Genomic DNA, 25,231 nt, shown 5'->3' on the forward strand with positions numbered 1-25,231 from the left:
TATTAAAATATTAATCATTTAAAAACAATAAGTTATAAAAGTTATTAATCAATATGATCGCAGATAAATAATGGATTAATAACCCATTACCTATTGCAAATAAAAGCCTGTAATTGTCTAATCCTCTTCCTGATGAATGGAGTGTAAGTCTGCACCTCGCGAAGTTTCCCCGATGTTGTAGTAGAGCGACACGAGATTGTAAAAACTCAAATGCTTCCACGATTTTTTTGTAGATAGCGCCATTCAGATTAATAACGAGCGTTATTACTCGATTGACCATTACTATTAACCCGGAATAATCATGTACCCTGTCTCACAGCGAATCAGAATCCATAAGCACGATGATTTGCCCGATCTCATCAAACCAGAGATCAGCAAGCTCGGTCGCCCATGGCATAAACTGCCAAAGCTGATGAATGACTGCTTTGACATCCTTGACGCCAGACTGAGCATCTATTTTCTGAAGAAGCTCCGCGTCAATGCGGCGTTAAAGACCATGACGTTTGCGATAGATCAAAACTATAAAAACGCGCAAATATTCTCAACACCCTACGGTAATATTGCGTTTGTCATTGACCGTATTTTACTGCTGAATATTCTTCATGATTATTATGGGTTGAGCAAAGACAGTAATCATGTCGAGCCCGACGACACATTGCCGGTGACCAAAACCGAAGAACGCCTGAAAAGTAAACTGGGCCAGGAATTAACGTCATTAATTATCAGCAAAGAAACCTTCGGGGAAAATCTCGATATTAAAATCGATTATTCCACGGTCATTAGCCAATGGTCATGGTGTATTACCTTTACGCTCGAAGGGTATGACCACGGCAGCTTTACCGTGCTCCTCGACCATCATCATGTCGATCAGATGCTGGCGTCGCTGCGTACACCCGAAGCCAGCCAAAGCAGCGTGCAAAGCGCACCGCTGAGCCCGGCACAAATCGAGCGTCTTTTCGATACGCTGCCGTTGAAGCTGAATGGCCGTCTGGCCAGCCTTAACCTGACGGTCGCGCAGATCGCCGATATCAAACCTGGCGACATCATCCCTATCGCCGTCAATGAACCGTTACCGGTTTTTATCGGTAAAGAACAAATTTTTGAAGCCGCAATTGCAGAAGATCGCAGCAAGTTGTTCCTGTGCGATATCTATGACAAAACAACCGAGAAACACTATGAGTGATTTGCAACACGAACTGAGTCAGTCTCTCGATCTTGACGATCTGAACCTCAGCGATATGCCGCAGGAAGCCACCGTCGAAGGCAATATCCGTCTTGATTTGCAGTCGGAAACGCGCAGCGCGCCGATGACCGACATGCGTAAAATGGCCCTGTTCCGCCGTATTCCGGTCACACTGACGCTGGAAGTCGCCTCCGTCGATATTTCGCTGGCAGAGCTGATGACGGTCAACAGCGATTCCGTCATCGAACTGGACAAAATGGCAGGCGAGCCGCTGGATATCAAGGTTAACGGCATTCTGTTCGGCAAAGCAGAAGTGGTGGTGCTGAACGATAAATATGGGCTGCGCATTATCGAGTTTAACGCCAAAGAGCTTGGTGAGTTGACGCGATGAATCAGTCGTTTTACCGCAGCGGCATCGCCCTGTTGCTGCTCCTGGGTTTGCTGTTTGCCCGGCCCGTACTGGCGGCAAATGGTGATGTCACCCTCTTTAGCACCGCAACGACGCAGACAGGCCAGGATTACAACGTCAAAATTGAGATCCTGATCCTGATGACCCTGCTCGGCCTGCTGCCGATCATGGTGCTGATGATGACCTGTTTCACCCGCTTTATTATCGTCCTGGCGATTTTGCGCCAGGCGCTGGGGCTACAGCAGAGCCCACCCAATAAAATCCTGACCGGTATCGCACTGGCACTGACGCTGCTGGTGATGCGCCCGGTATGGACGACCATCTATACGGACGCCATCACCCCGTTCCAGAACGATGAAATCACGCTGAAGCAGGCGCTGGCAAAGGCGGAAGCCCCGCTGAAAAAATATATGCTGGCGCAAACCAACAATAAGGCGATGGCGCAGATGATGAGCATCGCGGGTATCGAAGGTGATGCCCGCGAACAGGATTTAACGGTGGTAACGCCCGCGTACCTGCTGAGCGAACTGAAAACCGCTTTCCAGATAGGTTTCATGATCTACATCCCCTTCCTGGTTATCGACCTGATCGTCGCCAGTATTCTCATGGCGATGGGGATGATGATGCTGTCGCCGCTGATCGTTTCGCTGCCCTTTAAGCTGATGCTGTTCGTGCTTTGCGACGGCTGGACGCTGATTGTCGGCACGCTGACCTCCAGTGTGCAGGGGTTATAACGATGATGAATATGGATACCGCCGGAGACATCATGGCCTCCGGCATTCATCTGGTGCTGTTGATCTCCGCCGTCGCGATTGTACCCAGCCTGATTGTCGGGCTGTGCGTCAGTATTTTTCAGGCCACCACGCAGATTAACGAACAGACGCTGAGCTTTCTGCCGCGCCTGGTGGTGACGCTGGGGGTGCTGATTTTTGCCGGAAAGTGGATGCTGACGCAGTTGGTGGACTTTACCACGCAGATCTTTCACCAGGCGGCGGGGCTGGTAGGCTAAACCGCAATGGGAATCGATATTCAGGCGCTGCTTACGCCATTAATGGCGCTGGTGCTGCCCTTCATCCGTATTCTGGCGTTTCTGCAGTTCGCCCCCGTGCTGGATAACAAAGCGTTTTCCCGCCGGATTAAAATCGCCACTGCGCTGGCGCTGTCCGTCATTATCACCCCTATGCTGCCAAACAATGTACTGTTGAGCGAACTGCTGTCGATACGCACCATTTTGCTGATTAGCGAGCAGTTACTGTGGGGCATCCTTTTCGCCAGCGCCCTCCAGCTGGTGTTTGTCGCCCTGCAAACCGCCGGACATATTCTGTCTATGAATATGGGGCTCGGGATGGCGATGATGAACGACCCGATCAACGGCAACTCCACCACCGTGATTTCACAAATTATCTACGTGTTCTGCGGCCTGCTTTTTTTCGTTATGGATGGCCATCTGCTGATGGTGACGATTTTGTATAAGGGCTTCAGCTACTGGCCCATCGGCCAGGCTATCAACAACCCTACACTGACCCTGATCGCCCAGGGCCTCGGCTGGATCATGGCCTCCGCCACGCTTATCGCTCTACCGACCACTTTTGTGATGCTGATAGTTCAGGGCGGTTTTGGACTGCTGAACCGCGTGTCGCCTACGCTGAACCTGTTTTCGCTCGGCTTCCCGATCAGCATGCTGTTCGGGTTGCTTTGCATTTCAATGCTGGTCACGAATATTCCTGACCACTATCTCAACCTGACCACTGAAATTCTGGCGAAACTCGACGCCATAAGGGTGCACTAATGGCCTCTTCCGGTGGCGATAAAAGCGAAAAACCCACCCTCGGGAAGCTGCGCAAAGCGCGCGAAAAGGGCGATATCCCGCGCTCGAAAGACCTGACGATGGCCGTCGGTCTGGTGGCATCATTTTTCACCCTCGCGGCGTTCCTGCCCTACTACCGCCAGTTGGTCGGGGAGTCGTTTATCGCCGTCGGCCAGATGGGTTCGAAAATCGACGATCCGGGAGCGCTTAATCAGTTTCTGCTGCTGAACGTCTGGATACTGCTGCGTTTTATCGCCACCCTGATCCCGATTCCGCTGGCGTGCATGGTCGCCAGCCTGATCCCTGGCGGCTGGATTTTTACGCCGATAAAGCTGAAACCCGACATCAAAAAACTGTCGCCCATCAGCGGCGTAAAGCGGCTTTTTTCCGCCAGCCACTATCTGGATGTCGGCAAGATGCTGCTCAAATGCGGCATTATTCTCAGCGTTCTCTACATGATGGTGCACGACTCCATGGACGGGCTGCTGCATCTTCAGCGCCTTTATTTACGCCAGGCGATCATGCAGGGTTTCGATATTTTCCATCACGTTGTCAGCTATTTTGTCGCGGTTATTGTCATCTTTGCTTTGCTTGACGTTCCCCTGAGTAAGTTCATGTTCACCAAAAAGATGCGCATGACCAAACAGGAAGTGAAAGAGGAGCATAAAAACAACGACGGTAACCCGCAGATCAAAGGCCGTATTCGCCAGTTGCAGCGCCAGATGGCGATGGGGCAGATCAGCCGAACCGTCCCGACGGCGGATGTGATTATCACCAACCCGACCCACTACGCGGTGGCGCTGAAATACGATCCGCAAAAGGCGGAAGCGCCTTACATCGTCGCCAAAGGCATCGACGACGTGGCGTTGTGGATCCGTGAAGTCGCCGCCAGCCACGACATTGAAGTGGTGGAGTTTCCTCCGCTGGCGCGCGCGGTTTACTACACCACGCGCGTTAACCAGCAAATACCGGCGCAGCTTTTCCGCGCTATCGCCCACGTTCTGACCTATGTGATGCAGCTGAAATCGTGGCGCGCAGGCAACGTTGAGCAAAAACCCCGTCTGAACAGGCAGATAAACATTCCTCAGGAGGTCTTAAAAGCCAATGGCGAACAGTAAATTGCGCAACGCGCTCAGCGTGCTCCGTCAGTGGCACGTTGGCGTGCCTATCTTGCTTCTCTGCGTGCTGGCAATGGTTATTCTGCCGCTGTCGCCGCTGATGCTGGATATCTTCTTCACCTTCAACATCGTACTGGCGGTGATTGTGCTACTCGTGTCGGTCAATATGCAGCGTCCGCTGGACTTTGCCATTTTCCCGACTCTGTTGCTTATCACCACCCTGATGCGCCTCACCCTCAACGTGGCATCAACGCGCGTGGTGTTACTGCACGGTCATGAAGGGGAAGGCGCGGCCGGTAAGGTGATTGAAGCCTTCGGCCAGGTGGTGATCGGCGGCGATTTCGTGGTCGGCTTCGTGGTATTTATCATCCTGATGATCATCAACTTTGTGGTCGTCACTAAGGGTGCGGAACGTATTTCTGAAGTCTCCGCGCGCTTCACCCTCGATGCCCTGCCGGGTAAACAAATGGCGATCGACGCCGATCTCAACGCCGGGTTAATCAATCAGCAGCAGGCACGCACCCGCCGCCAGGAAGTGGCGAAAGAGGCCGATTTCTACGGCTCGATGGACGGGGCCTCGAAGTTTGTACGCGGCGACGCCATCGCCGGGATCATGGTACTGATCATCAACGTGATCGGCGGGATCTGCATCGGTATCTTTAAATACGATCTCGACGCCACCCACGCGTTCCGTCAGTACGTTCTGCTGACTATCGGTGACGGCCTGGTGGCGCAGATCCCGTCGCTGCTGCTGGCAACCGCCGCGGCGATTATCGTGACCCGCGTCAGCGAAGGCAACGACGTCAGCGACGAGATTAAAGCCCAGTTGCTCTCGAAGCCGAAAGTACTCTACACCGCCGCGTTCGTGATGTTTATTCTTGCCATCGTGCCGGGCATGCCCCACATCGCCTTCCTGAGCTTCACGGCGCTGCTGTTATTCGCCGCCTGGCGACAGAGCAAAGTGGTGCAGCCCGCACAGCCAGAAAGCGATATGGACGCCATTTCAGAGGCGCTCACGCCGGATGAAACGCCATCGATCACCTGGGAGAATATTCCGTTGGTGGAACCGATTGGCCTCAATCTCGGCTATAAGCTGGTAATGATGGTGGATGAGTCTAAAGGCAGCCCGCTTACCCAGCGTATTCGCGGCGTGCGGCAGGTCATTTCCGAACACTGCGGCGTGCTGCTGCCGGAAATTCGCGTGCGGGAAAACTTCCGCCTTAAGCCCGCGCAATACGCCATTCATATCAACGGGATCCGCACCTCACTGGGCGAAGTCCACGCGGATAAGCTGATGGCGATCCCCGGCGCGGAGCTGTATGGCGAGATAGACGGTGTGCTGGATACCGACCCGGCTTACGGCATGGCGATCGTCTGGATCGACCCGGAGCAAAAATCCAAAGCGCTGAATCTGGGCTATCAGGTGGTGGACTGCGCCAGCGTGGTGGCGACCCACGTTAATAAGGTCGCCCGCGAGCATCTGCCGGAGCTGTTTAACTATGATGATATTACGCATCTTCACGCCCGTTTGGCCCAGCAGGCGCCTAAGCTGGCGGAAGATCTCAACGCGGCGCTGAACTACAGCCAACTGCTGCGGATCTACCGCCAACTTCTGCTGGAGCAGGTGTCGCTGAAGGATATTGTGACGATCGCTTCCACGCTGCTGGAAAGTTCAGCCGTGACCAAAGATCCGGTTCTGCTCACCGCCGACGTGCGCTTTGCCCTGCGCCGCGCGATTGTGCACAGCATTAACGCGGACCGGCCCCAACTGGTGGCCTATACCATCGATAATGAACTGGAGAATATGCTGCTTGGCGCGCTCACCCAGGCGCAGCAGGCGGGAAAAGTGGCGCTGGACAGCTTCCCGGTCGACCCGAATATTCTGACGCAGCTACAAAACACCATGCCGATGGTCTACGAGCAGATGAAAGCGAAAAGCCTGCCGCCGCTGCTGCTGGTGACGCCGCAACTGCGACCGGTGATCGCCCGTTATGGACGCCTCTTCGCCAATGGGCTACATGTGCTTTCTTATAATGAAGTGCCGGATGACACTGATTTGAACGTGGTGGGTACGCTGGGGTAAAGGGCATTTGTGCGTATCGTTTCCCCTCCCTCCTGACCCGCTCTTAAAGAGAGAGTCATCCGTAGGTAATAAAGCCTGATGGCGTTTCGCTTATCCGGCTTTATTTATCCAGAAAACGCAGCTTCCACTCGGCGATAGTCCGGGTCATGGTGCGCGGATCGTTCCCTTTCGTGCTGAAATATTGCAGCTGTAGCTTACCTTTCTCATTCGGATAAACTCTCGCCGCCCAGATGTCGCTTTTCGTGTACATGATGATCGCCGTCTGGTTATTGGCGGCGCCCCGCACCCACATAGAGACCACCGTCGCGCCGATATTGTCGGTATCTTCCTGATACATATAAACATTGGCCGTGTCGACAAACTTTTGGTAGTCGCTTCCTACCAGCGTGCGAAAACGTTCATCCATCTTCGGATCAGAGAAAATCGCCAGCGACAGCAGCGTCGCTTTTGGCCGCGGATCGCTGTCGGCACGCTCATAGCGCCCGTCAATAAACGCACCGCTCGGCATTGAGAGCCCACAGCTCCAGTCCGCATTGCTGAAGACCTGAATCGCGCCGCTCTTGCGCGGAATAAACAGTAACCGGCAGTTATTGGTATCCGCGATACGCTCCACCAGCGCCATACCGTAAAGTTTGCGGGCCTCCGCCGCAAATTCATCCTTGTTCCGTCCTGACCAGACGCGAATGTCCGTTGTGACCGACCACTCCGCGCTGCGGCTAAACTGAATGGTGCCGCCGCTCATATTGGAGACGCTGACGTTCCACCAGCGCCCTTCCCAGTCAAAATCGGGCGCTACGTCCGAAATGGTGCTGATCCCTTCGTAATAAGCGCGTTCAATGCAGGTATCCGTCGTGCAGTTTTTCAGCGATGACTCCCACTCCGCATAACGCTGCTGCACGTCATGGTTACCGCTTTTTACCAGCATTGTACGGTAAATCACGCTCATCGTGCTGTCCAGCCAGTGCAAATTATCGTTGCCGCAAATGGTGTTTTCCAGCGGCGTCGAGGCGCGCAAACAGTTCACCGCAAACGCGCTGCTGGTGAAAAGCGAAAGGGTCAGGAGCAAACAATTAATCAGGCGGCAGGTCATTTTGCGTATTCTTTAACCAAAAAGGTCGCCCATTTTGGCGAAAACAGCGTTTATTTGCAATAAGTCGCATAAGTTAATTCCAGCGATAAATAATAATGCCATCAGCTTAAGCAATCGCCCCCGACGGTCGCTTATACGTCATATGTATTCTTTGTTGGAAGTTATGTTATGAAAATTGATAGCAGTAATTACACTCTTTCGGTGCTCTCTTCTTCACTTCAACAAGACGATTCCCGCCGCAAGCCGCTTGGCATCATTCGCAACAGCGGTCAGCTCAGCCCACAAAGTGGCTACTGGCAGCTCTCCAGCACCGTCGTTTCGGCCGTGGTAAATTTAAAAAAGGGAGAAATGCTGCCCTATTATCAGGGTTCTCCTGTTAAATGGACGTTAATAGAATACGATCTCGGTAAAGAGATAGAGATTTAAATTGCTCTGTTTTTATCTGACATATAGATAACACGTTTTCGTCTCCGCCAATAATCTCCCTGATAAGATGAATCAGTATTAAAACAACACGGTGTTGATACGCATGAAAGAAAACGGACGTAAAGAAGAATGATTACCTGACCAGCCCCTTCCCGGACAAACCGTGGCGCCACGGAATATAAAAAATTGATCCAGCCGCCTTTTTTCTAAACAAAATCGCTTGGTGCATTCTCGCTTATCTTGATAATGCTTCTCGCTACCAAGTTGATTATCAGTTCCATAATAAATGTGCCAGGACTGAGCAACACATCAGCCGCTCTGACAACACATCGCGTTTCGTCGCGTCCTTCCCCCGTGAAACATCTGATCAACAGCAAAACGTTATCCGGCGACGAGGGCCCGGTATGAATTGCGTACAATAGCGAACACTATCAACTACGCCAGACGCATTCCGGCAAATTGATACTGACGAAATAAATCATCCCACTTCGCCAGCCACCCAGGTGACGCCCATCCAGCACTATTTCATTTTCCTCAGGGAGAATTATTATGCTACGCCTGCAAACTTTCAGACTGAACTCCGGAGTGAAGGTATGCCGGGTTTTCTTGTCCATTAAGTCACCCGTTTTGTGTTGAGACGAGAATATCACCTTTAAACGGGTGGCCAAATTTACTGTGCCACTCCACAACACAGTACCGCATCGAGATACAGCGCCAGGCACTATGCCTGGCGCTGTTTTTCAGGTAGGTTTAGAAATTGACTTTAAGTCCCAGCATGGCGCTGGTATCACTGTAGCCCTTGTCGCCAATCTGTTGTGCAACATTCCCCCACAGATTTACATTGCGGTTGATCTGGCTTTCTACACCGGTTTTCAGCTCAGCAATGTTACGCGCTCCTGCCTGTTTGACATCCACTCCACCCATTGATACGCCAAAATCGCGTGTGTTGTGGATCCAGTTGGCTTCGATGAACGGTTCGAAAATTCGCTGTTTACCCTCATCAAGCTGACTATGACCTTTGATAAACAAACGGGTCCCCAGTCGGGTCTGGATATTTCCATCACCTTCACTTTCAACGCGCGTTCCGTTTTTCTCCGTGAAAGAGTCAGCTTTAACGCCCATCCATGTCAGTTGTGCAACAGACTGAACAAAATAGCTTTCCCGATGATTTTTCTCGCCAAGTTTCCATGTGTAACCAGACTCAACCGATGCAGTGAAGCCCTTCGATTTATAGTCTTCGGAAGCCAGGGAATTGCCGCTTACGGTATTGTCAAACCAGTTATACAGAAGCCAGGTATCAACATACCCCCCCGTCTTCTCGGCGTTATTTTCCAGCCATGTTCCGTAAATACCTGCGCTGTAGCCGTTTACACTCCCTTCGCTGTAGTAATGGCTGAATTTATTATGGGAGTTACTTTTCTGGTTGGCGTATCCGCCCATAATACCGAGGTGATATCTGTCTTTACCGTCACTGCTCCATTGCACAATATCCCCACCTAACTGGAGAACATAACGGTTCGCCTGGGTGTTGATTTGCCCACTGCTGTCTTTGAAACGAGTATGTCCTCCGACGTTTCGTATCCACATACCCGTAACTTTTTCTCTGTTATCTGAAACGGCTCCGACATAATGTGGCTCACCTACGCGATCGTGCAGTCTATGCAGGAATAAGGTATTAGACCCCATAATGTTAGCCACATATTCTCCTCCTTCCGGACGAACTATCGGGGAAGGATTCGGTGTTGGCTTCGGAGTCGGGATTGGCTCCGGCGTTGGTTCCGGCGTCGGCTCTGGTGTTGGTTCAGGTGTTGGTTCCGGCAGGCCACTCACCAGATACCAGTTCTCGCCTTTACGGACAACATCATAATCATAAGCGCCGGCAACGATACGACCATATTTTGTGAAGGTGCCGATTGACTGGCCCCCCACATTGACTATTTCAATGCCCTGATTCGTCAGGTCACCCTGGCCGCCAATATTATTTATACTGACCTGAGTGTTACCAGCTTCTACATCGCCATGAACATACAGTTTATCAGTCGGAGAGTCATCACCGCCAAGAACGGTATTAAGCGTCAGAATGCCATTATTTCCGGAATAATCCTCGATCACGTGCAGGAGTTTAGGTGTAAATGATGAATGCTGGGTGGGGGCAGCATAGGTTAAATTCGCATCATTCAAATCCAGACGGGTAACCACCGAGTCCCCGGTCATATTCCAGATACTGCTGGTTCTGGACATATCCAGATAAATATAGCCATTATCCACGGTATTCAGGGAATTATCAGTATTCAGCTGTTTAGAATCGGCGGTGCCGGTAAATACTGAACCATGGGTCATCCGTAAATCAATCACCCCTAATGTTTCAGCCAACAGGTTACCATTGACGATATAGGTCCCTCTGGACTGCTGCCCGCCAAGCCAGGAAGAACCGATGTAAGATCCAAACCCGGTCGAATGCATGGCGTAACTTCCGGCGCCTTCCACATCGATATTAACGTTACGTGTCAGGAATATTTTTCCACCTTCATAACTTTCAGTTCGGGCTCTGAGTAAACGTTGTCCTGGTGGTGCATATTTGTTGCCATCCTCCGCTTTCAGGCCCGCCGCCTGCTCACCCCGGGTAAGAACGGAGATGTCACCAACCTGTATCATCCCTGTTTTGTTCGCATACACCCCATGGGCTTCATCGCCGCTGGTTTGTACAGATACATTGTTACCCAGCATGATACGGGCCGTATGGTGATCGGGAATAAATCCCAAACTGTTTAAATAGTATGCAGAGCCGGCATAGATTCCATATCCGGCACCCCGTCTTAAGTTATTTCCTGCGCCTTCTGTGACAACGGAAATATTATCTCCGGCGGTTAATAGATTGTTTTTATTATTGCCCAGAGTAAGTTCAGCGGCGATCCCCATGCCATGGCGTGTATAAATGTCCATGTCGCCAGCGATGGTTACATTGGCGTATTCAAACTCCTGCAATAATATACCGGAGGAATATTCACCATACGTTTTAATATTCAGGTTGCCATCAATTGTCGTCGTGGCTATCCGCCCTATAATACCGTCAGAGTATTTTCCAGTAGTGGTAATGTTTATGTTATCTGGCGTTAAATGATGGACAGTTTGACGGAAGTCTAATCCATAGCCTCTGTCATTTGTTGTAGTATCAATAGTAACGCTTTGATATGAGTTAAGGGTGTTGTCAATATCGGTAAAAAGTCCTTGCTCGCCGCTACAGGTTAGTTGTTTCCCGTCGGTGGAGCTACATACAGCTTCAGCTGCGAGCGCATTCCCTGAAGATAGCAGGACGATAAAAGAGAGTTTTCTAAGCATGATGCTCTGTTCCGTTTTAAGTTTATGCCTTAATGTCCCTTTGACTTATTGATAAATAAAATTAATGCAATTCAGATAATTACCACTAATAACCTTAACAATAAGACGCCTATTTATATCAGAAATATCTTACATGGACAAATTATGTGCCTATGAGAAATTACGTTTTTAATCCGTGCTTATAGTGGACTCTGTAAGAGGTTTGCAAAGTTCATAAGGGCCCACTGGACTGACCCCACCCGGTAGACGATCCTGCCTCTGGTGTCGAGCACGGCCGCACCGTCTGGCCCCGAACGCCCCGTTCCAGGTGCTCGCGGATGACCTGCCGCTACCAGCTTCCCGGTTTCAGTCGTCGTTGCTCTGGTTAAACGGTTTCTGCATACCGGTTACTCATAGCGCATTTACTCCCACATCGGGGGTGAGTATCGCCGTCTTAAAGTCGGTTATGTCGGTATTTCCCGCACCAACCGTAAAATCAAAGTCCCCACCGGATATTCGCGCAGCCCCAGCGTGCACCTTAGTGGCGACGGGTTGGCAGAGGCGGGATTTGAGACCGGACGCGGACTGACGGTGAGGATTATGGACGGGTGTATTGTGTTGATGGCGGACGTAACGAGGTGCAGGAACGGCATGATGAACTTTATCAGGTTAAACAGTTAGTTAAAGGGATCAAAGACGGGATGTTTAGTTTAGTGTACTGAACGGAGATTTTTATTTATTCCTCTACAAAACCACGAATATTTTATTTTTATGAAATGCGTAAGTAACTCTTTCTCTTATTATCTTTTGTTCATTAAAATCACCAAATACTGATAAAACAACAACATTGTCAGTGATCGAAGCTTCAAAAAGTGGAGGTTCTTTTTCGTTATTACACTCGTCAATAACCAATGTAATATTAATAATAATATTATCACTTACCGAGAGTCGCCAAATAATCATATTGCATCTTGTTTTTCTAAAAATATATACTTATTCGACATTTTTCCCTCGTGGCTATGGATTCGATTCAGTACGAGAATACCCCGTCCTACTAATAATTTTTCTGATCGTCGCCATAATTCAACGTCTGATGTAGAGTTGATTTACTGATACCGACTCACCAAATCTTTAACCGCTGTTGCATAGGTTTTTTGTTTAAGCTGAGTAATTTGTTGCTCCGTGGTAGCTGTGCCGCTTTTACTCGTCAGCAAGGGAAGAACAGCCTCTTCATAGTTGACTGGCGTCCAGGTGGACCAGCCTCCTGTCGCCACATCCACGAGCGTAAAACGCACCAGGAAACGCAGCGAAGCCGCATCCGTCAGCTTCTCATTTTTATAGTCCGACCACGTCGTCGTTTTGGTTGTGGGATCGTATTTACCGGACTGCAATACATCCTGATAAACAACGATCGCTTTCTGATGCCCCTTCGCGCCGACGTAACGCAGTGCCTGCATCCAGTTCATATTCTCACTGGCAACCACATCGCCGTTCTCATTTTTATTGCAGGAAATCACTTTTTGCCTGTCCGGAATCCCGGAAAAGGTCGCGACAGTATAATATTTCCGCATTTCTTGCTGCATCGCCGTTTCCGGCGCGCGGCTACCGGACTGTACAAGAATAACAGGGGAATTCAGCGGTACACGAAACTCATCCTCTTCCAGCGCCGCCTGGATATCCTCTTCGGACACCGCCAATGTGGTTTCGTTACCAAAAATATCCTTGTCCGACAGCAGCTGTGCTGAAGCATTTTTATTGACGCCGCTCTCCGCCCGCAGCCCCGTTTTCTTCGCATCGATGGAGGAGCGTGGCGCACAACCCGCCAGCAGGAATGCGACCACACATAAAAATATTGCTGACCGGGTATTCATAGTGCATGCTCCCTCATCTGGATCTGAATTCGTGTATTATTTCCCTGAAAAATCCCAATAATTATATACCTACAAAAGAAGCTGGCAAAAGAGAATTATTTCCGTAGATGAAACATTTATTGCATAAATAATAAATCAAAATTTAAAACGATGATGAATATACCAGCAAGACACGATCAAGAACTATTCCCCCCATATACGTTTAAAAACTTGCTGAAGAAGTCTCTTTTTAAAAATAGTCTTAACGCTCTCTGATATTCCTGCCTCTGGGGAACGTCTCTTTATCCTGGCTGTTGCGGAATAACGCCGCGCCGGCGGCGGCATCACGATGTAAAAAGCCCGCCCGAAGGCGGGTTTAGGTTTATGTAGCGCTTACCGTATTGAGGCCTGCCGTCACGTCGCAGGTCTGTAAGCGTCTATTCTTTCACGACAATCAGCGGTTCGATATCGCTCTCTTTTTTAATGACCAACGACTCGTCGCCGCGCAGGCAGGTGCCGCCGTAGTTGCCGCCAACAGTAAACGTGCAGACCTGAATGTACTTCCCGGCGACGTTTGGCAGACACCACAGTTGCTGATAAATGTTCTTCTGCTCGGCGAATTTCCCGCTGGTTTTATCCAGCAGTTCTTCCTGATGACTGACCAGATCGATATTGCTGCCGCAGCGTCCGGCAATCGGTTTCACCGCATAACCGGTTTGCGCCAGTTCGTCGTTCACTGTGAAATCGGTGTCCAGCAGATAACGATGATGCGGGAACAGTTGCCACAGAATCGGCAGGATCGCTTTGTTTCCGGGGATCACTGTCCACAGTGGTTCAAACACCAGCACCTCCGGGCGCAGCAGGACGTCTATCAGGCGGACGTCCTGATTGGTATGCCCGGTGCGGATCGGCACAGCGGCGTATTCGGTTTCACTGACTTCGCGAATCTGCTCAATCGCTGTTTCCCAGGCCCACGTTTTCCAGACGCAGTTCACCAGGCGATCGTCACCGTCAATCAGTTGCCCCGCGTCGTCCCAGCGCAACTCATCCAGCCCGCGCAGGATTTTGCTTTCAAACCCGGCCTGGCGCAGCGCCTGCTGCATAAACTGGGCGTGGTAATTTTCCTCAATGTCTTTATCCTGCATGATATGCACGAAAGGCCGCGCATGGCTGTGTTTCCACGCCCCGGCCAGTTCATTGATCAGCCCTTCGGCGGGATTATGGCCCTGTCCCGTATAGCCCTGTTCAGCCCAACGTTCAAGAATCAGCCCCGCCTCGGTATGACAGGAGGCGGAATCCGCGTTGTACTCGTAAACCTTCAGCCCGCGTTCATCCATACAAAAATCCATACGACCGGTGATCATATGATGACGGCGACGCTGCCAGGACAAACGTAAACGCGGCCAGAGAATTTTGGGGATATCGAACAGCGCCAGCAGATTGTCATCTTTCAGCACCTTGTCGGTGGCATGAAGATACATCAGATGCAGTTCGTTGGTCGCTTTAATCAGCTCCTGCTCGGCGCTCTCGGTGATGGTGAAATACTGGTACGGATCCTGATTTATCACGTGTCCGTTAGCGGCCACATACGCCTTTTGCAGCGGATCGCGTTCATCCAGCCATTTGCCGTCGAACTGGCCTTTCTCCGCCAGACGCGCGCCGCGGATCTTCAGTGAGTCATTGGCATTCCCCGGCTGCGGCAGGCTGTGCTGCGTGTCGTCAGTCTGGATCATCCACCCCAGAATCGTGGTATCGTCGAAGGTATCTTTCAGCGTGTAATGACCCTTTTCTACCACCATCTCCAGCTCGCGCGTCCACTGCTGGCCGGGAGGGAGCGGCGTGTGGATGACGTTCTGCTCGGCGATACGGATCTTATCCTCCAGCAACTGGGTGATAATCGCCACATGACCGGTCTCGTTAAATTCACCGCCCTTTTGCCAGATTAACAGCGCCCCGGCGACCGGCGCGCGAGGCGAACCGTTAGGAAAGGCCTGCAGCGGCAGGATATTGTCGTTTACCACTTCGCGCAGGAAACGCAGTGAGAAGATCTCCCACGCCATACCGACATCGGTAAACACAACACCATAGTTAAGAAACAAAAAACGGCGGGCGAACTCTACGCACTGCCATTTATGCCCCATATACTCGTTGTCGATGTAGCTGCGAAACGCGGCGTCGTCGGCATAGTCCCGTGGGTCAAGGGAGCTGTAATCTGAAGAATAGATGGCTACACCACCGGGGGCATAGCCCAATAATGTCCCAAAGGGGGCATCCTGACTGCTCGTTCCTGTGCTCATCCAACTTACCTCAATCTGTACAGCCTGAGCGGCATCTGCTTGCCTGCCCAACAACATTCATCATCATACACCTCCGCGCAGCGGCCAGACGCCCGAAGGCAAAAAATAGCAGGGCGTAAATGTGCCAATCTGTTAAATGCCTCAATGGCGACCTGCTACACTGCTTCAACACAACCCATCAGAAGGCAGGTCAACATGTCAGATAACACTTATCAGCCCGCAAACGTCTGGACGTGGGATAAATCCGGCGGCGGCGCATTCGCCAACATCAACCGTCCGATCTCCGGCCCAACCCATGACAAGACGTTGCCCGTCGGTAAACACCCGTTGCAGCTCTACTCGCTGGGCACGCCGAACGGTCAGAAAGTGACGATCATGCTGGAAGAACTGCTCGCACTGGGCGTCACCGGCGCAGAGTATGACGCCTGGTTGATCCGCATCGGCGAAGGCGATCAGTTCTCCAGCGGCTTTGTTGAGGTCAACCCTAACTCGAAGATCCCGGCCCTGCGCGATCATTCGCAAAATCCGCCGGTGCGCGTGTTTGAATCGGGATCGATCCTGCTGTATCTGGCGGAAAAATTTGGCTATTTCCTGCCGCAGGATCTGGCAAAACGCACGGAAACCCTGAACTGGCTGTTCTGGCTACAGGGCGCAGCACCGTTTCTTGGCGGCGGCTTCGGCCATTTTTATCACTATGCGCCGGTGAAGATCGAATACGCCATTAACCGTTTCACCATGGAAGCGAAACGTCTGCTGGACGTGCTGGATAAACAGTTAGCGAATCACCCCTATGTCGCGGGCGACGACTATACGATTGCCGATATGGCAATCTGGCCATGGTTCGGCAATGTGGTGCTCGGCAACGTGTACGACGCAGCGGAATTTCTCGACGCAGGCAGCTACAAGAACGTGCAGCGCTGGGCGAAAGAGATTGCCGCACGTCCGGCGGTGAAACGGGGAAGAATAGTGAATAAGACCAACGGTCCGCTGAACGAACAGCTGCATGAGCGGCACGACGCCAGCGACGTTGAAAACAAGACGGAAGATAAGCGACAGGGATAAGTTCCTGGCCGGATGACGGCGCGCAGTGCGCCTTATCCGGCCAGGAAGGTCGCGAAATGAGAGCGGTATTACGCGCTGGTCACGTCGTAATCCATACGGCGCAGCGCATCTAATGTAGCGTTGGCCTCATGCTCATCAATTATGCTCATCGCAAAGCCAACGTGAACCAGCACCCACTGCCCAACCAGTTCCGCAGGGTTGCCTTCGCAGATCAGGGCGATATTGACATCGCGCTTGATACCACACACTTCCACCTGCGCCAGTTGATGAATATCTTCACCCACCGCCAGAACCTGACCCGGAACGCCAATACACATAATTAACCACCCAGAGGTTTATTCAACTTCAATACTCTTCACTTTTAGCGAATCGCCGGTATCCACGCGCAGACGATCGCCATGGCAGCGCGGACATTGCGCATCGTGCCGGGCGATCTCAACCACCTGACTGCAATCCCAACACCATGCCTGCGCTGGCGTGTAGTCGATGTGCAGCACGCAGCCCTGCGCCACTGTCCCCTGGCAGACAATGTCAAAGCTAAAACGGACGGCGCTCTCCTCGACGCAGGAAAGCGCGCCAATCTCCAGCCACACGCCAGTGACTCGCTTAACGCCGTGCTGTTCTGCCTGCTGTTGAATGATCTCAACCGCGCTCTGGCAAAGAGACAGCTCATGCATTTTCACTACTCCGGCGGCCAAACAGCAATGCACGGCGGCTGGTTTGCGGCGCATCAGGATTACTGACCGGCAGCGACAGCAGCATCCGCGCGCAGTCGTCTGCCAGACGGACGCCCTCTTCCGCCGACATCGCATGATTCAGCGGCGACATCAACGAGCAGGAGAGATATTGCGATACGCCGTCAAGCTCGCCAACGGTAAACGTCATATCGCCATACGGCAGACGCAGCCCGAGTTTTTCGCTCACCTTGCGTACCGGCCAGAGTTGATCCGGCCCGGGGAAAATCAGCGCGCTCAGCATCCACGGCGTGATAACACATCCCGTCCACTGTCCTTCATACAGCGTAAAGTCAGAGACATACACCGGCATATCAGGATGCAAAAAAGAGAGATCGTGCATTGAACGCTGCGCGATGGCGTCAAATGCGGCCTGAACCTGCGCCTTCGGGGCGGTCTGGAACCCTGAAATCTCCTCAGGCATGCGCAACCTCCCGTGGGACGGCATCCACACCAGACTCGCGCAGCGCGGCAAGAACCTGCGCAAGCGCAGGTTCAATCATCGCTTCCACCGTCGGCGTTAAGCCAATGTGCGGCTCCAGCGACTCAGGAATGACGCCCACCAGGGTCAGCTTCTTCGGGAACTCGCCGGTAAAACGCAGGGCCGACAGAACGTCGGCCAGGCCAAGCTGGTGCGGGGAAATTTTATTGGTAAACAGCGCAGGCACTTCATCGTCCCGCAGGACCATGATCGTACCCGGCGTGTTTTTTCTGGACACAATGGCGTCCGCGATGATCAGATGATCGCGGTTCGCCATGTCACCCAGCAATTCCATTCCCGCCGTGCCGCCATCGAGGACCTCTACGAAATCCGGCAGTACGTATCGCTGCGCTAACGCTTCAACGATCCGCACTCCGATGGCTTCATCGGTCAGCAAAATATTGCCGACCCCTAAGACTAAAATCCGCATTACAGAACCTTCACAGAGACCACTTCGTTCCCGTCAGCGTCGACAACATGCACCGCGCACGCCATACAGGGGTCGAAAGAGTGAATAGTACGTACCACTTCCAGCGGTTTTTCCGGATCGGCAATCGGCGTACCCACCAGCGACTGTTCATACGGGCCGACATCGTCGTTAAAGTTACGCGGGCCTGAGTTCCACGTTGACGGTACAACCGCCTGGTAGTTGCTGATAATGCCGTCTTTGATCACCATCCAGTGAGAAAGCATCCCGCGCGGCGCTTCAAGGAAGCCGACGCCTTTGAACTCGCCAGTGGACGGAATATCCGGCTTCACAAACGTAGTGTGATCGCCTTTACCAATGTTGGCGATCAGCGCGCTGTACTGGTTCTGCAAAATACCCTGCAGTTCGCAGCAGTGAACGGTACGGCCAATAATGCGCCCCAGCGTGGAGTGCAGTTGCGCCACTTCCAGCGTTTTACCGGTCAGCTTCTGGTAGATAGCGACAATTTCATTCAGCTTCGCCTGCGTGGACTCGCGTCCCGCCGCCAGTTTAACCAGCATATTCGCCAGCGGTCCCACTTCGACGGTTTTGCCGTAGAAGGTCGGCGATTTCACCCACGAATATTTACCGTCATCCGCCCAGCCGTTGTATTCCGGGATGGTGGTGCCTTCCCACGGCGCCTGCGGCGCTTCGTCTTTATACCAGGCGTGCTTCGCGCTCTCCTGGATACCCTTGATCAGGTATTCATCGGAGTGAGAGCTGATTGGACGGTAGGTCGACAGATCGGCGTTTTCAATGTAGCCGCCAGGGAACAGGAAGCTGCCGTTTTTGCCGTCGGTCGGGAATTCCGGCGCGCTCAGGTAGTTCACCGCGCCTTTACCCCGTTCCAGCCATTCCGGATAAAACGCGGCGATCACCGCAGTATCGACCTTATAAACTTGTTCAACGAAGTCGCTCAGCTTGTCGATGAATGACTTAATGTACATCAGGCGTTCAAGGTTCAGCACGCCCAGACCGTCGAGGTTGATCGGGTTGGCTACCCCGCCCACCGCCAGGTTCTGAATGTGCGGCGTTTTACCGCCCAACAGCGCCACCACACGGTTGGCGTCACGCTGGCATTCCAGCGCCTGCAGATAGTGCGCAACCGCGATCAGGTTCACTTCCGGCGGCAGTTTCATCGCCGGATGTCCCCAGTAGCCGTTAGCGAAAATGCCCAACTGACCGCTGGCAACCAGATCTTTGATCTTGTTCTGCACTTTCGTGAACTCTTCCGCGCTGTTCAGGTGCCAGCTGGAAACGCCTTTCAGCAGCGCTTCGGCTTTTGCCGGGTCGGCATTCAGCGCGGAGGTGATGTCCACCCAGTCCAGCGCGGACAGCTGGTAAAAGTGAACGATGTGGTCATGCGTGGTATGCGCCGCCAGAATAATGTTGCGGATATACTGCGCGTTCACCGGCACGTCGATGTTCAGCGCGCTTTCCGCCGCACGCACCGAAGAGATGGCATGTGTGGTCGTACAGACGCCGCAAATGCGCTGCACAATCATCCACGCGTCGCGCGGATCGCGGTTCTTCACGATCTCTTCCATGCCGCGCCACATGGTGCCGGACGCCCATGCTTTCGATACAACGCCATTTTCGATTTCGCAATCGATGCGTAAATGCCCCTCGATACGGGTTACCGGATCAATAGTAATTCTCTGGCTCATGCTTTGCTCGCCTCATGACGATTATGATCGTTTTGTTTTAAAGGAGGAAGTATCGGCAGTAGACGAATGAGAACGATGTAAGCGCAAATCTCAATAGCCACAAAACCAATAGAAATCAACAGTTCTTCCCAGGTTGGGAAGTAGTGGTAGCCGCCGCCTGGATTGAAGGCCACCAGCGAATAGGAGAGTCGCCAGGTCGCGCAGCCCAGCAGCGCGCTCAGCGCAGACAGGTACAACATCCGCGAATCGTTGCGCAGTTTCGCCACGCGCAGCACCACCAGCGGGAAGACCATCAGCACGACTTCAATCCAGAACATCAGGGAATAGAGGTCGCCTGCGAACGCGTACGATAACTTGTCGCGATAGATCAGCTCGCCAAAGCGCAGCACGACGAATATCGCCAGCAGTACGCTGATGGTGTTCGTCAGTTTGATAAACAAGCTCTTTTCATCCGGGCCGTTGCCTTTCAGACCCGCCTGAACCAGCGAACCTTCAAAGATAACGATTGAGAAGCCCATGATAAAGGCGGTTAGCACCGAAAACAGCGGCAGCATTTCGTAGCTTTGCCACAACGGATGCACCTTGTAGCCGGCCGAAATCATCAGCGATCCCATTGAGGACTGGTGCATGGTCGGCAGCAGCGCGCCGAGGGCGATGATAAAGAACATCACCTTGTTCAGACGCTTCAGCGACACTTTCCAGCCCAGGCGTTCGAACACCGCCGGGGCAAACTCCAGCGCCATCACGCCGATATAGATGGTCATACAGACCGCCGTCTCAAACAGCACCGAGTTCACATTGAAGTGACCCGGAATGTAGAAGTACGGCAGGTTCCAGTAACGCCCCACGTCAATCGTGATAGACAGACCGCCCAGCGAATATCCAAACAGACTGGCCAGCAGCGCCGGACGCACCAGCGGGTGGTATTGTCCCCGGTTGAAAACATACACCGCCCATGCCAGCGCCCAGCCGCCACAGGCAAAGCCAGTGCCGATCAGCAGGTCGAAGGCGATCCAGACGCCCCATGGGAAGCCGCCGTTCAGATCGGAGACGGACCCCAATCCAAACACCAGACGCTTCACGATAAGAAGCATACAAAGGATGATTAGCGGCCCGAAAATAATGACCGGTTTACTGATAATTTTGCCGCCCAGCGGTTTAGGATCATGACTCATGATCGTCTCCTCCGTCGTGATGGTCGTTTTTAGTGTTACGACGAACCAGCACGGATAAGCCCGCCAGCGCAGCCAGGGGTAATATCATGCCTTTATACAGCGTGTGTTGAACGTGTTCGGATCGCGCGCCGGTAGAGAGGTCGTCCAGCTTCGGTAGATCCAGATTTTCGTAAGGTACCCCGGTCAGCACCAGCACCTGCGTACCGCCGCCCTCTTTTTCGCCATACAGATGCGGGTAATACTTCGGCACGGTATGCACGTAGGTGTCGCCGGTTTTCAGGGTCTGACGCGGATAGTGATACTGACTGCCCGGTTCAAGCGAAAGACGCTTTTTCGCCTCGGCCATCAGCTCTTCGCGAGTGCCGAAGATCACCGCGCCCGCCGGACACACTTCCACACAGCCTGGAAGACCGCCCTTATCGAGTCGCTCAACACCTTTCTGGTTACACAGTTCACACTTGTGTAGCGCGCCAAACGGGTTGTTGTAGTCGTACTTCGGCACGTTGTACGGACACGCGACCATGCAATAGCGGCAACCGGTACAGACGTCTTTGTTGTAATGGACGATGCCGGTTTTCGGATCTTTTTTCAGCGCGGAAACCGGGCAGACAGAGACGCAGTTAGGGTCGACGCAGTGCATACACTGTTTCTTAATGTACGCATAGCCGTTATCGACCTGGTCTTTGTTCACGCCGTCGCCGCTACGCCACACCTGAATAATGTTATTGGTGTAGGGCGACAGTTTGTCGTTGTTTGACCAGGTCTGTTCCCCTTCGGGGTTGCGCGCCGGAAAGTTGATGTCCTGACATTTGGTCACGCAGGCCTGACAGCCGACGCACAGCGTCGAGTCATACAACATACCGAGTGAACCGGGTATCGGCGGGCGGTTTTGCGCAGCCGCATGGCTGACAGACGGCGCGGCGCCTAACAGCAATGCCCCGCTGGAGGCTGCTTTAATAAAGTTACGTCTGTTCACGGTTATTCTCCCCGTGAGTCAGCGTTATCTTTCTTTTGCTGACGACCCAGTTCACGCACCGCCATCACGCTGACGCCTGCCACAAGTCCGACGACGCCGCCGAGTAAGCCAATGGCGCCGGCAGAGACGTTGCCGCCTTCTTTCATATTTACGTCAGGTTTTTCAGAACGCGGTGTCTGGTTTTCCACGTGAGCAAGCTGGTGAATGCCCTTATGGAATCCCACGCCCTCTTCGTTACAGCCGTAGCAAGGATGCCCGATCGCCACCGGCCACACGCCGCCCACGTCGCAGAACTGCAGCGTGGAGCAGTTGCCCCAGGTTTCCGGTCCTTTACAGCCAAGATGGTAGAGGCACCATCCTTCACGGTGACCTTCATCGCCGAACTCTTTGGCAAAGCGACCGGCGTCGAAGTGCGGACGGCGCTCACAGTGCTCGTGGATCAGGCGGCCATAGGCGAAGGTGGGACGATTTTTCGCATCCAGCTTCGGCGGCTTACCGTAAGTGATGATGTGCGCGACCGTCGCCAGGAAGTTATGCGGGTTCGGCGGACAGCCTGGAATGTTGATCACGGTTTTGCCTGGCAGTACTTCCTGCAGACCCACCGCGCCGGTTGGGTTCACGCCCGCAGCGGCGACGCCGCCCCAGGCGGAACAGGAGCCGATAGCGATAATCGCCGCCGCGCCTTCCGCCGCTTTGCGGATATGGTCCACAATCGGCTCACCGGCAACCATGCAGTAAATACCGTTATCTTTTAAGGGAATGGAACCATCGACGACCAACACATACTGCCCTTTATACTTCTCAAGCGCGTTGTGTTTATTCTCTTCAACCTGATGGCCGAACGCGGCGGAAAGCACCTCGTGATACTCCAGAGAGATGGTCTCCAGAACAAGGTTTTCTACCGTGGGGTGGGTCGCACGAAGGAGGGATTCGGTACACCCCGTACACTCCTGAGCGCCAATCCAGATAACTGGCGGGCGCTGCGGACGGGATACCGATTCGGCCATTTCTGCGGCGGCTTTGCTGCTGAGCCCCATGGTGGCGGCGAGTGCTGCACAAAGCTTCATGAAATCACGACGGTTAACGCCGTGAGAATTAATGAGAGTATTATCTCCAGTCATTTTATAGTTATTCCGTTGCGAAGACCTGGCTTTTATTTTGCATCAATCGCGCAAACGTTATTGCGATCGGTGCGCCATTTACCACATTTTTATTATGGTTATGTAGTCTATGATACTGCGCAGGAATACTAAAACGAAGGGAGTAGCCGGTAGTGTAATTAATAAAACCGGCCCAATACCCCTTTCGGATCAATGTTCGGTTCGAAAGTCAGCGTTATCGCTTTGCGAAAGACGGAATTTTTGCACCGAACGCTGCAGTTCTTCGGTTTGACGCTCCAGCGCGGCGGCGGCGGCGGCGGCAGAAACCTGTTCCACCAACGCGGCATTTTGCTGCGTGACGCCATCCATCTGCGTAATGGCGACGCCAACCTGCGAAATGCCTTTACTCTGCTCTTCTGAAGCCGAAGCGATTTGCTTCATTATGGCCTCCACTTCTGACACCCCGCGCAGAATCGCCTCCATGGTCGAACCGGTGTCTTTCACCAGTTGCGCCCCTTGATCGACACGGCGAACGGATTCGGCGATCAGCGTTTCGATCTCTTTCGCGGCATTCGCGCTGCGACTTGCCAGGTTACGCACTTCACCGGCAACCACCGCGAATCCACGCCCCTGTTCACCGGCACGCGCGGCTTCGACCGCCGCATTGAGGGCGAGAATATTGGTCTGAAAGGCAATGCTGTTAATCACGGTGGTAATTTCGGCAATCTGCTTCGAGCTGGCGGAAATGCCGTTCATGGTGTCCACCACGTCTGACACCAGCGCCCCCCCCTGGCTGGCGGTACGGGAGGCCGAGTCCGCAAGCTGGCTGGCCTGACGCGCGTTATCCGCGTTCAGTTTTACCGTCGCGGTTAGCTGTTCCATACTGGCGGCGGTCTCTTCCAGCGCGGCGGCCTGCTCCTCGGTACGCGATGAGAGATCGTTGTTGCCGCTGGAAATTTCGGTCGCTCCCCGCCAGATATTATCGCTGCCTGCGCGAATCGCGCTGACCGCCTCGCGTAAACTGTCCTGCATCGCTCGCAGTAGGGGCACCAACTGGCCCACACAGTTACGCCCGATATCGTCAATCGGCTGGCTGAGATCGCCCTGGGCTATCTGGCGAAACTGCTGACGGATCCGCCCCAACGGTTTCACCAGCATCGCCACAAGATAGCGGTCGGTAAAAAACAGGATCGCAATTCCCAGGATTACCGCGCTGACGATCAGCGTGCGGATCACCGCCGTTTTGCCATCGACCATAACCCGGGTTTGATCGAGCATGACCGCAGCGGCGGTATTGAACCGCTCTGCGCTTGCGCCGAAGGCGCGGCTCAATGCTGGCGTCACGTTATTCGCCTGCGCACTCCACGCGGTCAGCGTGCCCTGCTGCGCAAGTTGCATTTGCGGCGTGACGCCTTTATCGAGCAGATTCTGCCATTTAGCCAGCACATCGGCGGCAACCTGGGGATCCATCGGGCCTGGAGAAAGGGTTTTCATCTCCTGTAACTTTTTACTCATGTTATCCAGCGCCTGTTGTACGGGCGCAAAATCGGGCGTCCCTCCGCCGATTTTAACGTCCATGGCGCGGCTGAGACGGGTCACGAAGCGAAAATACTGATCGTTGCCCTGGCTGAGCACCGTCATCTGGCGAACAAGATGGCGATCCACCTCGTTGCCCTCCGCGACGCGAGAAAGAGACCAGGTGCTGTAAAGCCCCACACCGACCCACATTAAACAGAAAATGCCGAGGATCGTCAGCATGACAACCCGGATAGTGAAATTACGAAGCATGTACATATGTTTTCCTTGCCATGAGGGAGAAGTCGCCCAGAGGCGCGTCTAACCTCGTTATCGGCAGGAAGCGGCGAAGGTATAATTTTTCGCGCGTAATTTTATAAAAATTTTTACTCCACAAGAAAGTTAATGAAAACGATAATCGCCGGGCGAGAAATCCACATTGCGTTAACGTGTTTTTATCTTTCAATAGTTGTA

22 protein-coding genes and 2 pseudogenes are annotated in these 25,231 nt (G+C 53.0%); 11 read left to right on the forward strand and 13 right to left on the reverse strand.

Annotated features, from left to right (window positions below; all coding sequences use genetic code 11):
* The first annotated feature begins 301 nt into the window (after positions 1-301).
* Genes HVX72_RS18360 through HVX72_RS18390 form a run of 7 tightly spaced genes read left to right on the forward strand, consistent with a single transcriptional unit; the run spans position 302 to position 6,600 of the window.
* A complete protein-coding gene (locus HVX72_RS18360; RefSeq protein WP_181822061.1) occupies positions 302-1,183 on the forward strand; it encodes a flagellar motor switch protein FliM in 882 nt (293 codons plus the stop codon).
* The gene (gene fliN, locus HVX72_RS18365; RefSeq protein WP_042289145.1) at positions 1,176-1,574 is read left to right on the forward strand and encodes a flagellar motor switch protein FliN; all 399 of its coding nucleotides are present in this window, start codon (positions 1,176-1,178) and stop codon (positions 1,572-1,574) included. The genes HVX72_RS18360 and fliN overlap by 8 nt, the downstream gene beginning before the upstream one ends.
* A complete protein-coding gene (gene fliP / locus HVX72_RS18370) occupies positions 1,571-2,326 on the forward strand; it encodes a flagellar type III secretion system pore protein FliP (RefSeq protein ID WP_181822062.1) in 756 nt (251 codons plus the stop codon). Before fliN ends, fliP begins: the two co-directional genes overlap by 4 nt.
* A 2-nt stretch (positions 2,327-2,328) precedes the next feature.
* On the forward strand, positions 2,329-2,601 hold the full coding sequence (gene fliQ, locus HVX72_RS18375; protein WP_042289150.1) for a flagellar biosynthesis protein FliQ: 273 nt from the start codon (positions 2,329-2,331) through the stop codon (positions 2,599-2,601).
* A 6-nt stretch (positions 2,602-2,607) separates the two neighbouring features.
* On the forward strand, positions 2,608-3,381 hold the full coding sequence (gene fliR, locus HVX72_RS18380; RefSeq protein WP_042289153.1) for a flagellar biosynthetic protein FliR: 774 nt from the start codon (positions 2,608-2,610) through the stop codon (positions 3,379-3,381).
* Positions 3,381-4,517 (forward strand): flagellar biosynthesis protein FlhB, encoded by a 1,137-nt coding sequence (gene flhB, locus HVX72_RS18385; RefSeq protein ID WP_060570819.1) that lies wholly within the window; start codon positions 3,381-3,383, stop codon positions 4,515-4,517. The genes fliR and flhB overlap by 1 nt, the downstream gene beginning before the upstream one ends.
* Complete coding sequence (locus HVX72_RS18390) at positions 4,504-6,600, forward strand: flagellar biosynthesis protein FlhA (protein WP_042289157.1); 2,097 nt, start codon at positions 4,504-4,506, stop codon at positions 6,598-6,600. The genes flhB and HVX72_RS18390 overlap by 14 nt, the downstream gene beginning before the upstream one ends.
* 100 nt (positions 6,601-6,700) lie before the next feature.
* Here the strand turns inward: HVX72_RS18390 and HVX72_RS18395 are convergent, their stop codons facing one another.
* Entirely contained in the window at positions 6,701-7,690 is a 990-nt protein-coding gene (locus HVX72_RS18395) for a hypothetical protein (RefSeq protein ID WP_042289159.1), read from the reverse strand.
* Between the two features lie 168 nt (positions 7,691-7,858).
* Here HVX72_RS18395 and HVX72_RS18400 point away from each other — a divergent pair, with 168 nt between their 5' ends.
* Together HVX72_RS18400 and hemP are read left to right on the forward strand one after the other, a co-directional pair.
* A complete protein-coding gene (locus HVX72_RS18400; protein ID WP_131729050.1) occupies positions 7,859-8,116 on the forward strand; it encodes a hypothetical protein in 258 nt (85 codons plus the stop codon).
* A 318-nt stretch (positions 8,117-8,434) separates the two neighbouring features.
* Positions 8,435-8,593: pseudogene (gene hemP / locus HVX72_RS18405) on the forward strand (hemin uptake protein HemP).
* Positions 8,594-8,866: 273 nt separating this feature from the next.
* Here hemP and HVX72_RS18410 read toward each other — a convergent pair.
* Positions 8,867-11,455: an autotransporter outer membrane beta-barrel domain-containing protein gene (locus HVX72_RS18410; RefSeq protein ID WP_181822063.1), complete on the reverse strand. Its 2,589-nt coding sequence runs from the start codon at positions 11,453-11,455 to the stop codon at positions 8,867-8,869.
* A 399-nt stretch (positions 11,456-11,854) separates the two neighbouring features.
* Between HVX72_RS18410 and HVX72_RS18415 the strand changes: the two are divergent.
* Positions 11,855-12,156, forward strand: a pseudogene (locus HVX72_RS18415) (SymE family type I addiction module toxin).
* Between the two features lie 384 nt (positions 12,157-12,540).
* Here the strand turns inward: HVX72_RS18415 and HVX72_RS18420 are convergent.
* The gene (locus HVX72_RS18420) at positions 12,541-13,305 is read right to left on the reverse strand and encodes a hypothetical protein (RefSeq protein WP_181822064.1); all 765 of its coding nucleotides are present in this window, start codon (positions 13,303-13,305) and stop codon (positions 12,541-12,543) included.
* 416 nt (positions 13,306-13,721) lie between these two features.
* The gene (gss, locus tag HVX72_RS18425; protein ID WP_042289165.1) at positions 13,722-15,581 is read right to left on the reverse strand and encodes a bifunctional glutathionylspermidine amidase/synthase; all 1,860 of its coding nucleotides are present in this window, start codon (positions 15,579-15,581) and stop codon (positions 13,722-13,724) included.
* A gap of 195 nt (positions 15,582-15,776) precedes the next feature.
* Between gss and yghU the strand changes: the two genes are divergently transcribed.
* Positions 15,777-16,643, forward strand: a complete 867-nt coding sequence (gene yghU, locus HVX72_RS18430; RefSeq protein WP_042289168.1) for a glutathione-dependent disulfide-bond oxidoreductase — start codon at positions 15,777-15,779, stop codon at positions 16,641-16,643.
* Positions 16,644-16,711: 68 nt separating this feature from the next.
* Here the strand turns inward: yghU and hybG are convergent, their stop codons facing one another.
* The 9 genes from hybG to HVX72_RS18475 all read right to left on the reverse strand — a co-directional run bounded on the left by hybG (position 16,712) and on the right by HVX72_RS18475 (position 25,036).
* Positions 16,712-16,960 (reverse strand): hydrogenase maturation factor HybG, encoded by a 249-nt coding sequence (hybG, locus tag HVX72_RS18435; RefSeq protein WP_042289171.1) that lies wholly within the window; start codon positions 16,958-16,960, stop codon positions 16,712-16,714.
* A gap of 18 nt (positions 16,961-16,978) precedes the next feature.
* Positions 16,979-17,320, reverse strand: a complete 342-nt coding sequence (gene hypA / locus HVX72_RS18440; RefSeq protein WP_042289173.1) for a hydrogenase maturation nickel metallochaperone HypA — start codon at positions 17,318-17,320, stop codon at positions 16,979-16,981.
* Positions 17,313-17,801 carry a hydrogenase-2 assembly chaperone gene (gene hybE / locus HVX72_RS18445; protein ID WP_181822065.1) on the reverse strand — a complete coding sequence of 163 codons (489 nt, stop codon included), beginning with the start codon at positions 17,799-17,801 and terminating at the stop codon, positions 17,313-17,315. Before hybE ends, hypA begins: the two co-directional genes overlap by 8 nt.
* Positions 17,794-18,288: a HyaD/HybD family hydrogenase maturation endopeptidase gene (locus HVX72_RS18450; RefSeq protein ID WP_181822066.1), complete on the reverse strand. Its 495-nt coding sequence runs from the start codon at positions 18,286-18,288 to the stop codon at positions 17,794-17,796. Before HVX72_RS18450 ends, hybE begins: the two co-directional genes overlap by 8 nt.
* Positions 18,288-19,991: a hydrogenase 2 large subunit gene (gene hybC / locus HVX72_RS18455; RefSeq protein WP_060570825.1), complete on the reverse strand. Its 1,704-nt coding sequence runs from the start codon at positions 19,989-19,991 to the stop codon at positions 18,288-18,290. Before hybC ends, HVX72_RS18450 begins: the two co-directional genes overlap by 1 nt.
* Positions 19,988-21,166, reverse strand: coding sequence for a Ni/Fe-hydrogenase cytochrome b subunit (gene hybB, locus HVX72_RS18460; protein ID WP_042289182.1), 1,179 nt, complete (start codon positions 21,164-21,166; stop codon positions 19,988-19,990). The genes hybC and hybB overlap by 4 nt, the downstream gene beginning before the upstream one ends.
* Complete coding sequence (gene hybA / locus HVX72_RS18465; RefSeq protein ID WP_042289184.1) at positions 21,156-22,142, reverse strand: hydrogenase 2 operon protein HybA; 987 nt, start codon at positions 22,140-22,142, stop codon at positions 21,156-21,158. The genes hybB and hybA overlap by 11 nt, the downstream gene beginning before the upstream one ends.
* A gap of 2 nt (positions 22,143-22,144) precedes the next feature.
* A complete protein-coding gene (hybO, locus tag HVX72_RS18470; RefSeq protein ID WP_042289187.1) occupies positions 22,145-23,263 on the reverse strand; it encodes a hydrogenase 2 small subunit in 1,119 nt (372 codons plus the stop codon).
* 189 nt (positions 23,264-23,452) lie between these two features.
* Positions 23,453-25,036, reverse strand: a complete 1,584-nt coding sequence (locus HVX72_RS18475) for a methyl-accepting chemotaxis protein (protein WP_181822067.1) — start codon at positions 25,034-25,036, stop codon at positions 23,453-23,455.
* Positions 25,037-25,231: the final 195 nt, after the last annotated feature.

It is taken from the genome of Citrobacter sp. RHB21-C05 (assembly GCF_013889015.1).
Lineage (GTDB): Bacteria > Pseudomonadota > Gammaproteobacteria > Enterobacterales > Enterobacteriaceae > Citrobacter_A > Citrobacter_A sedlakii.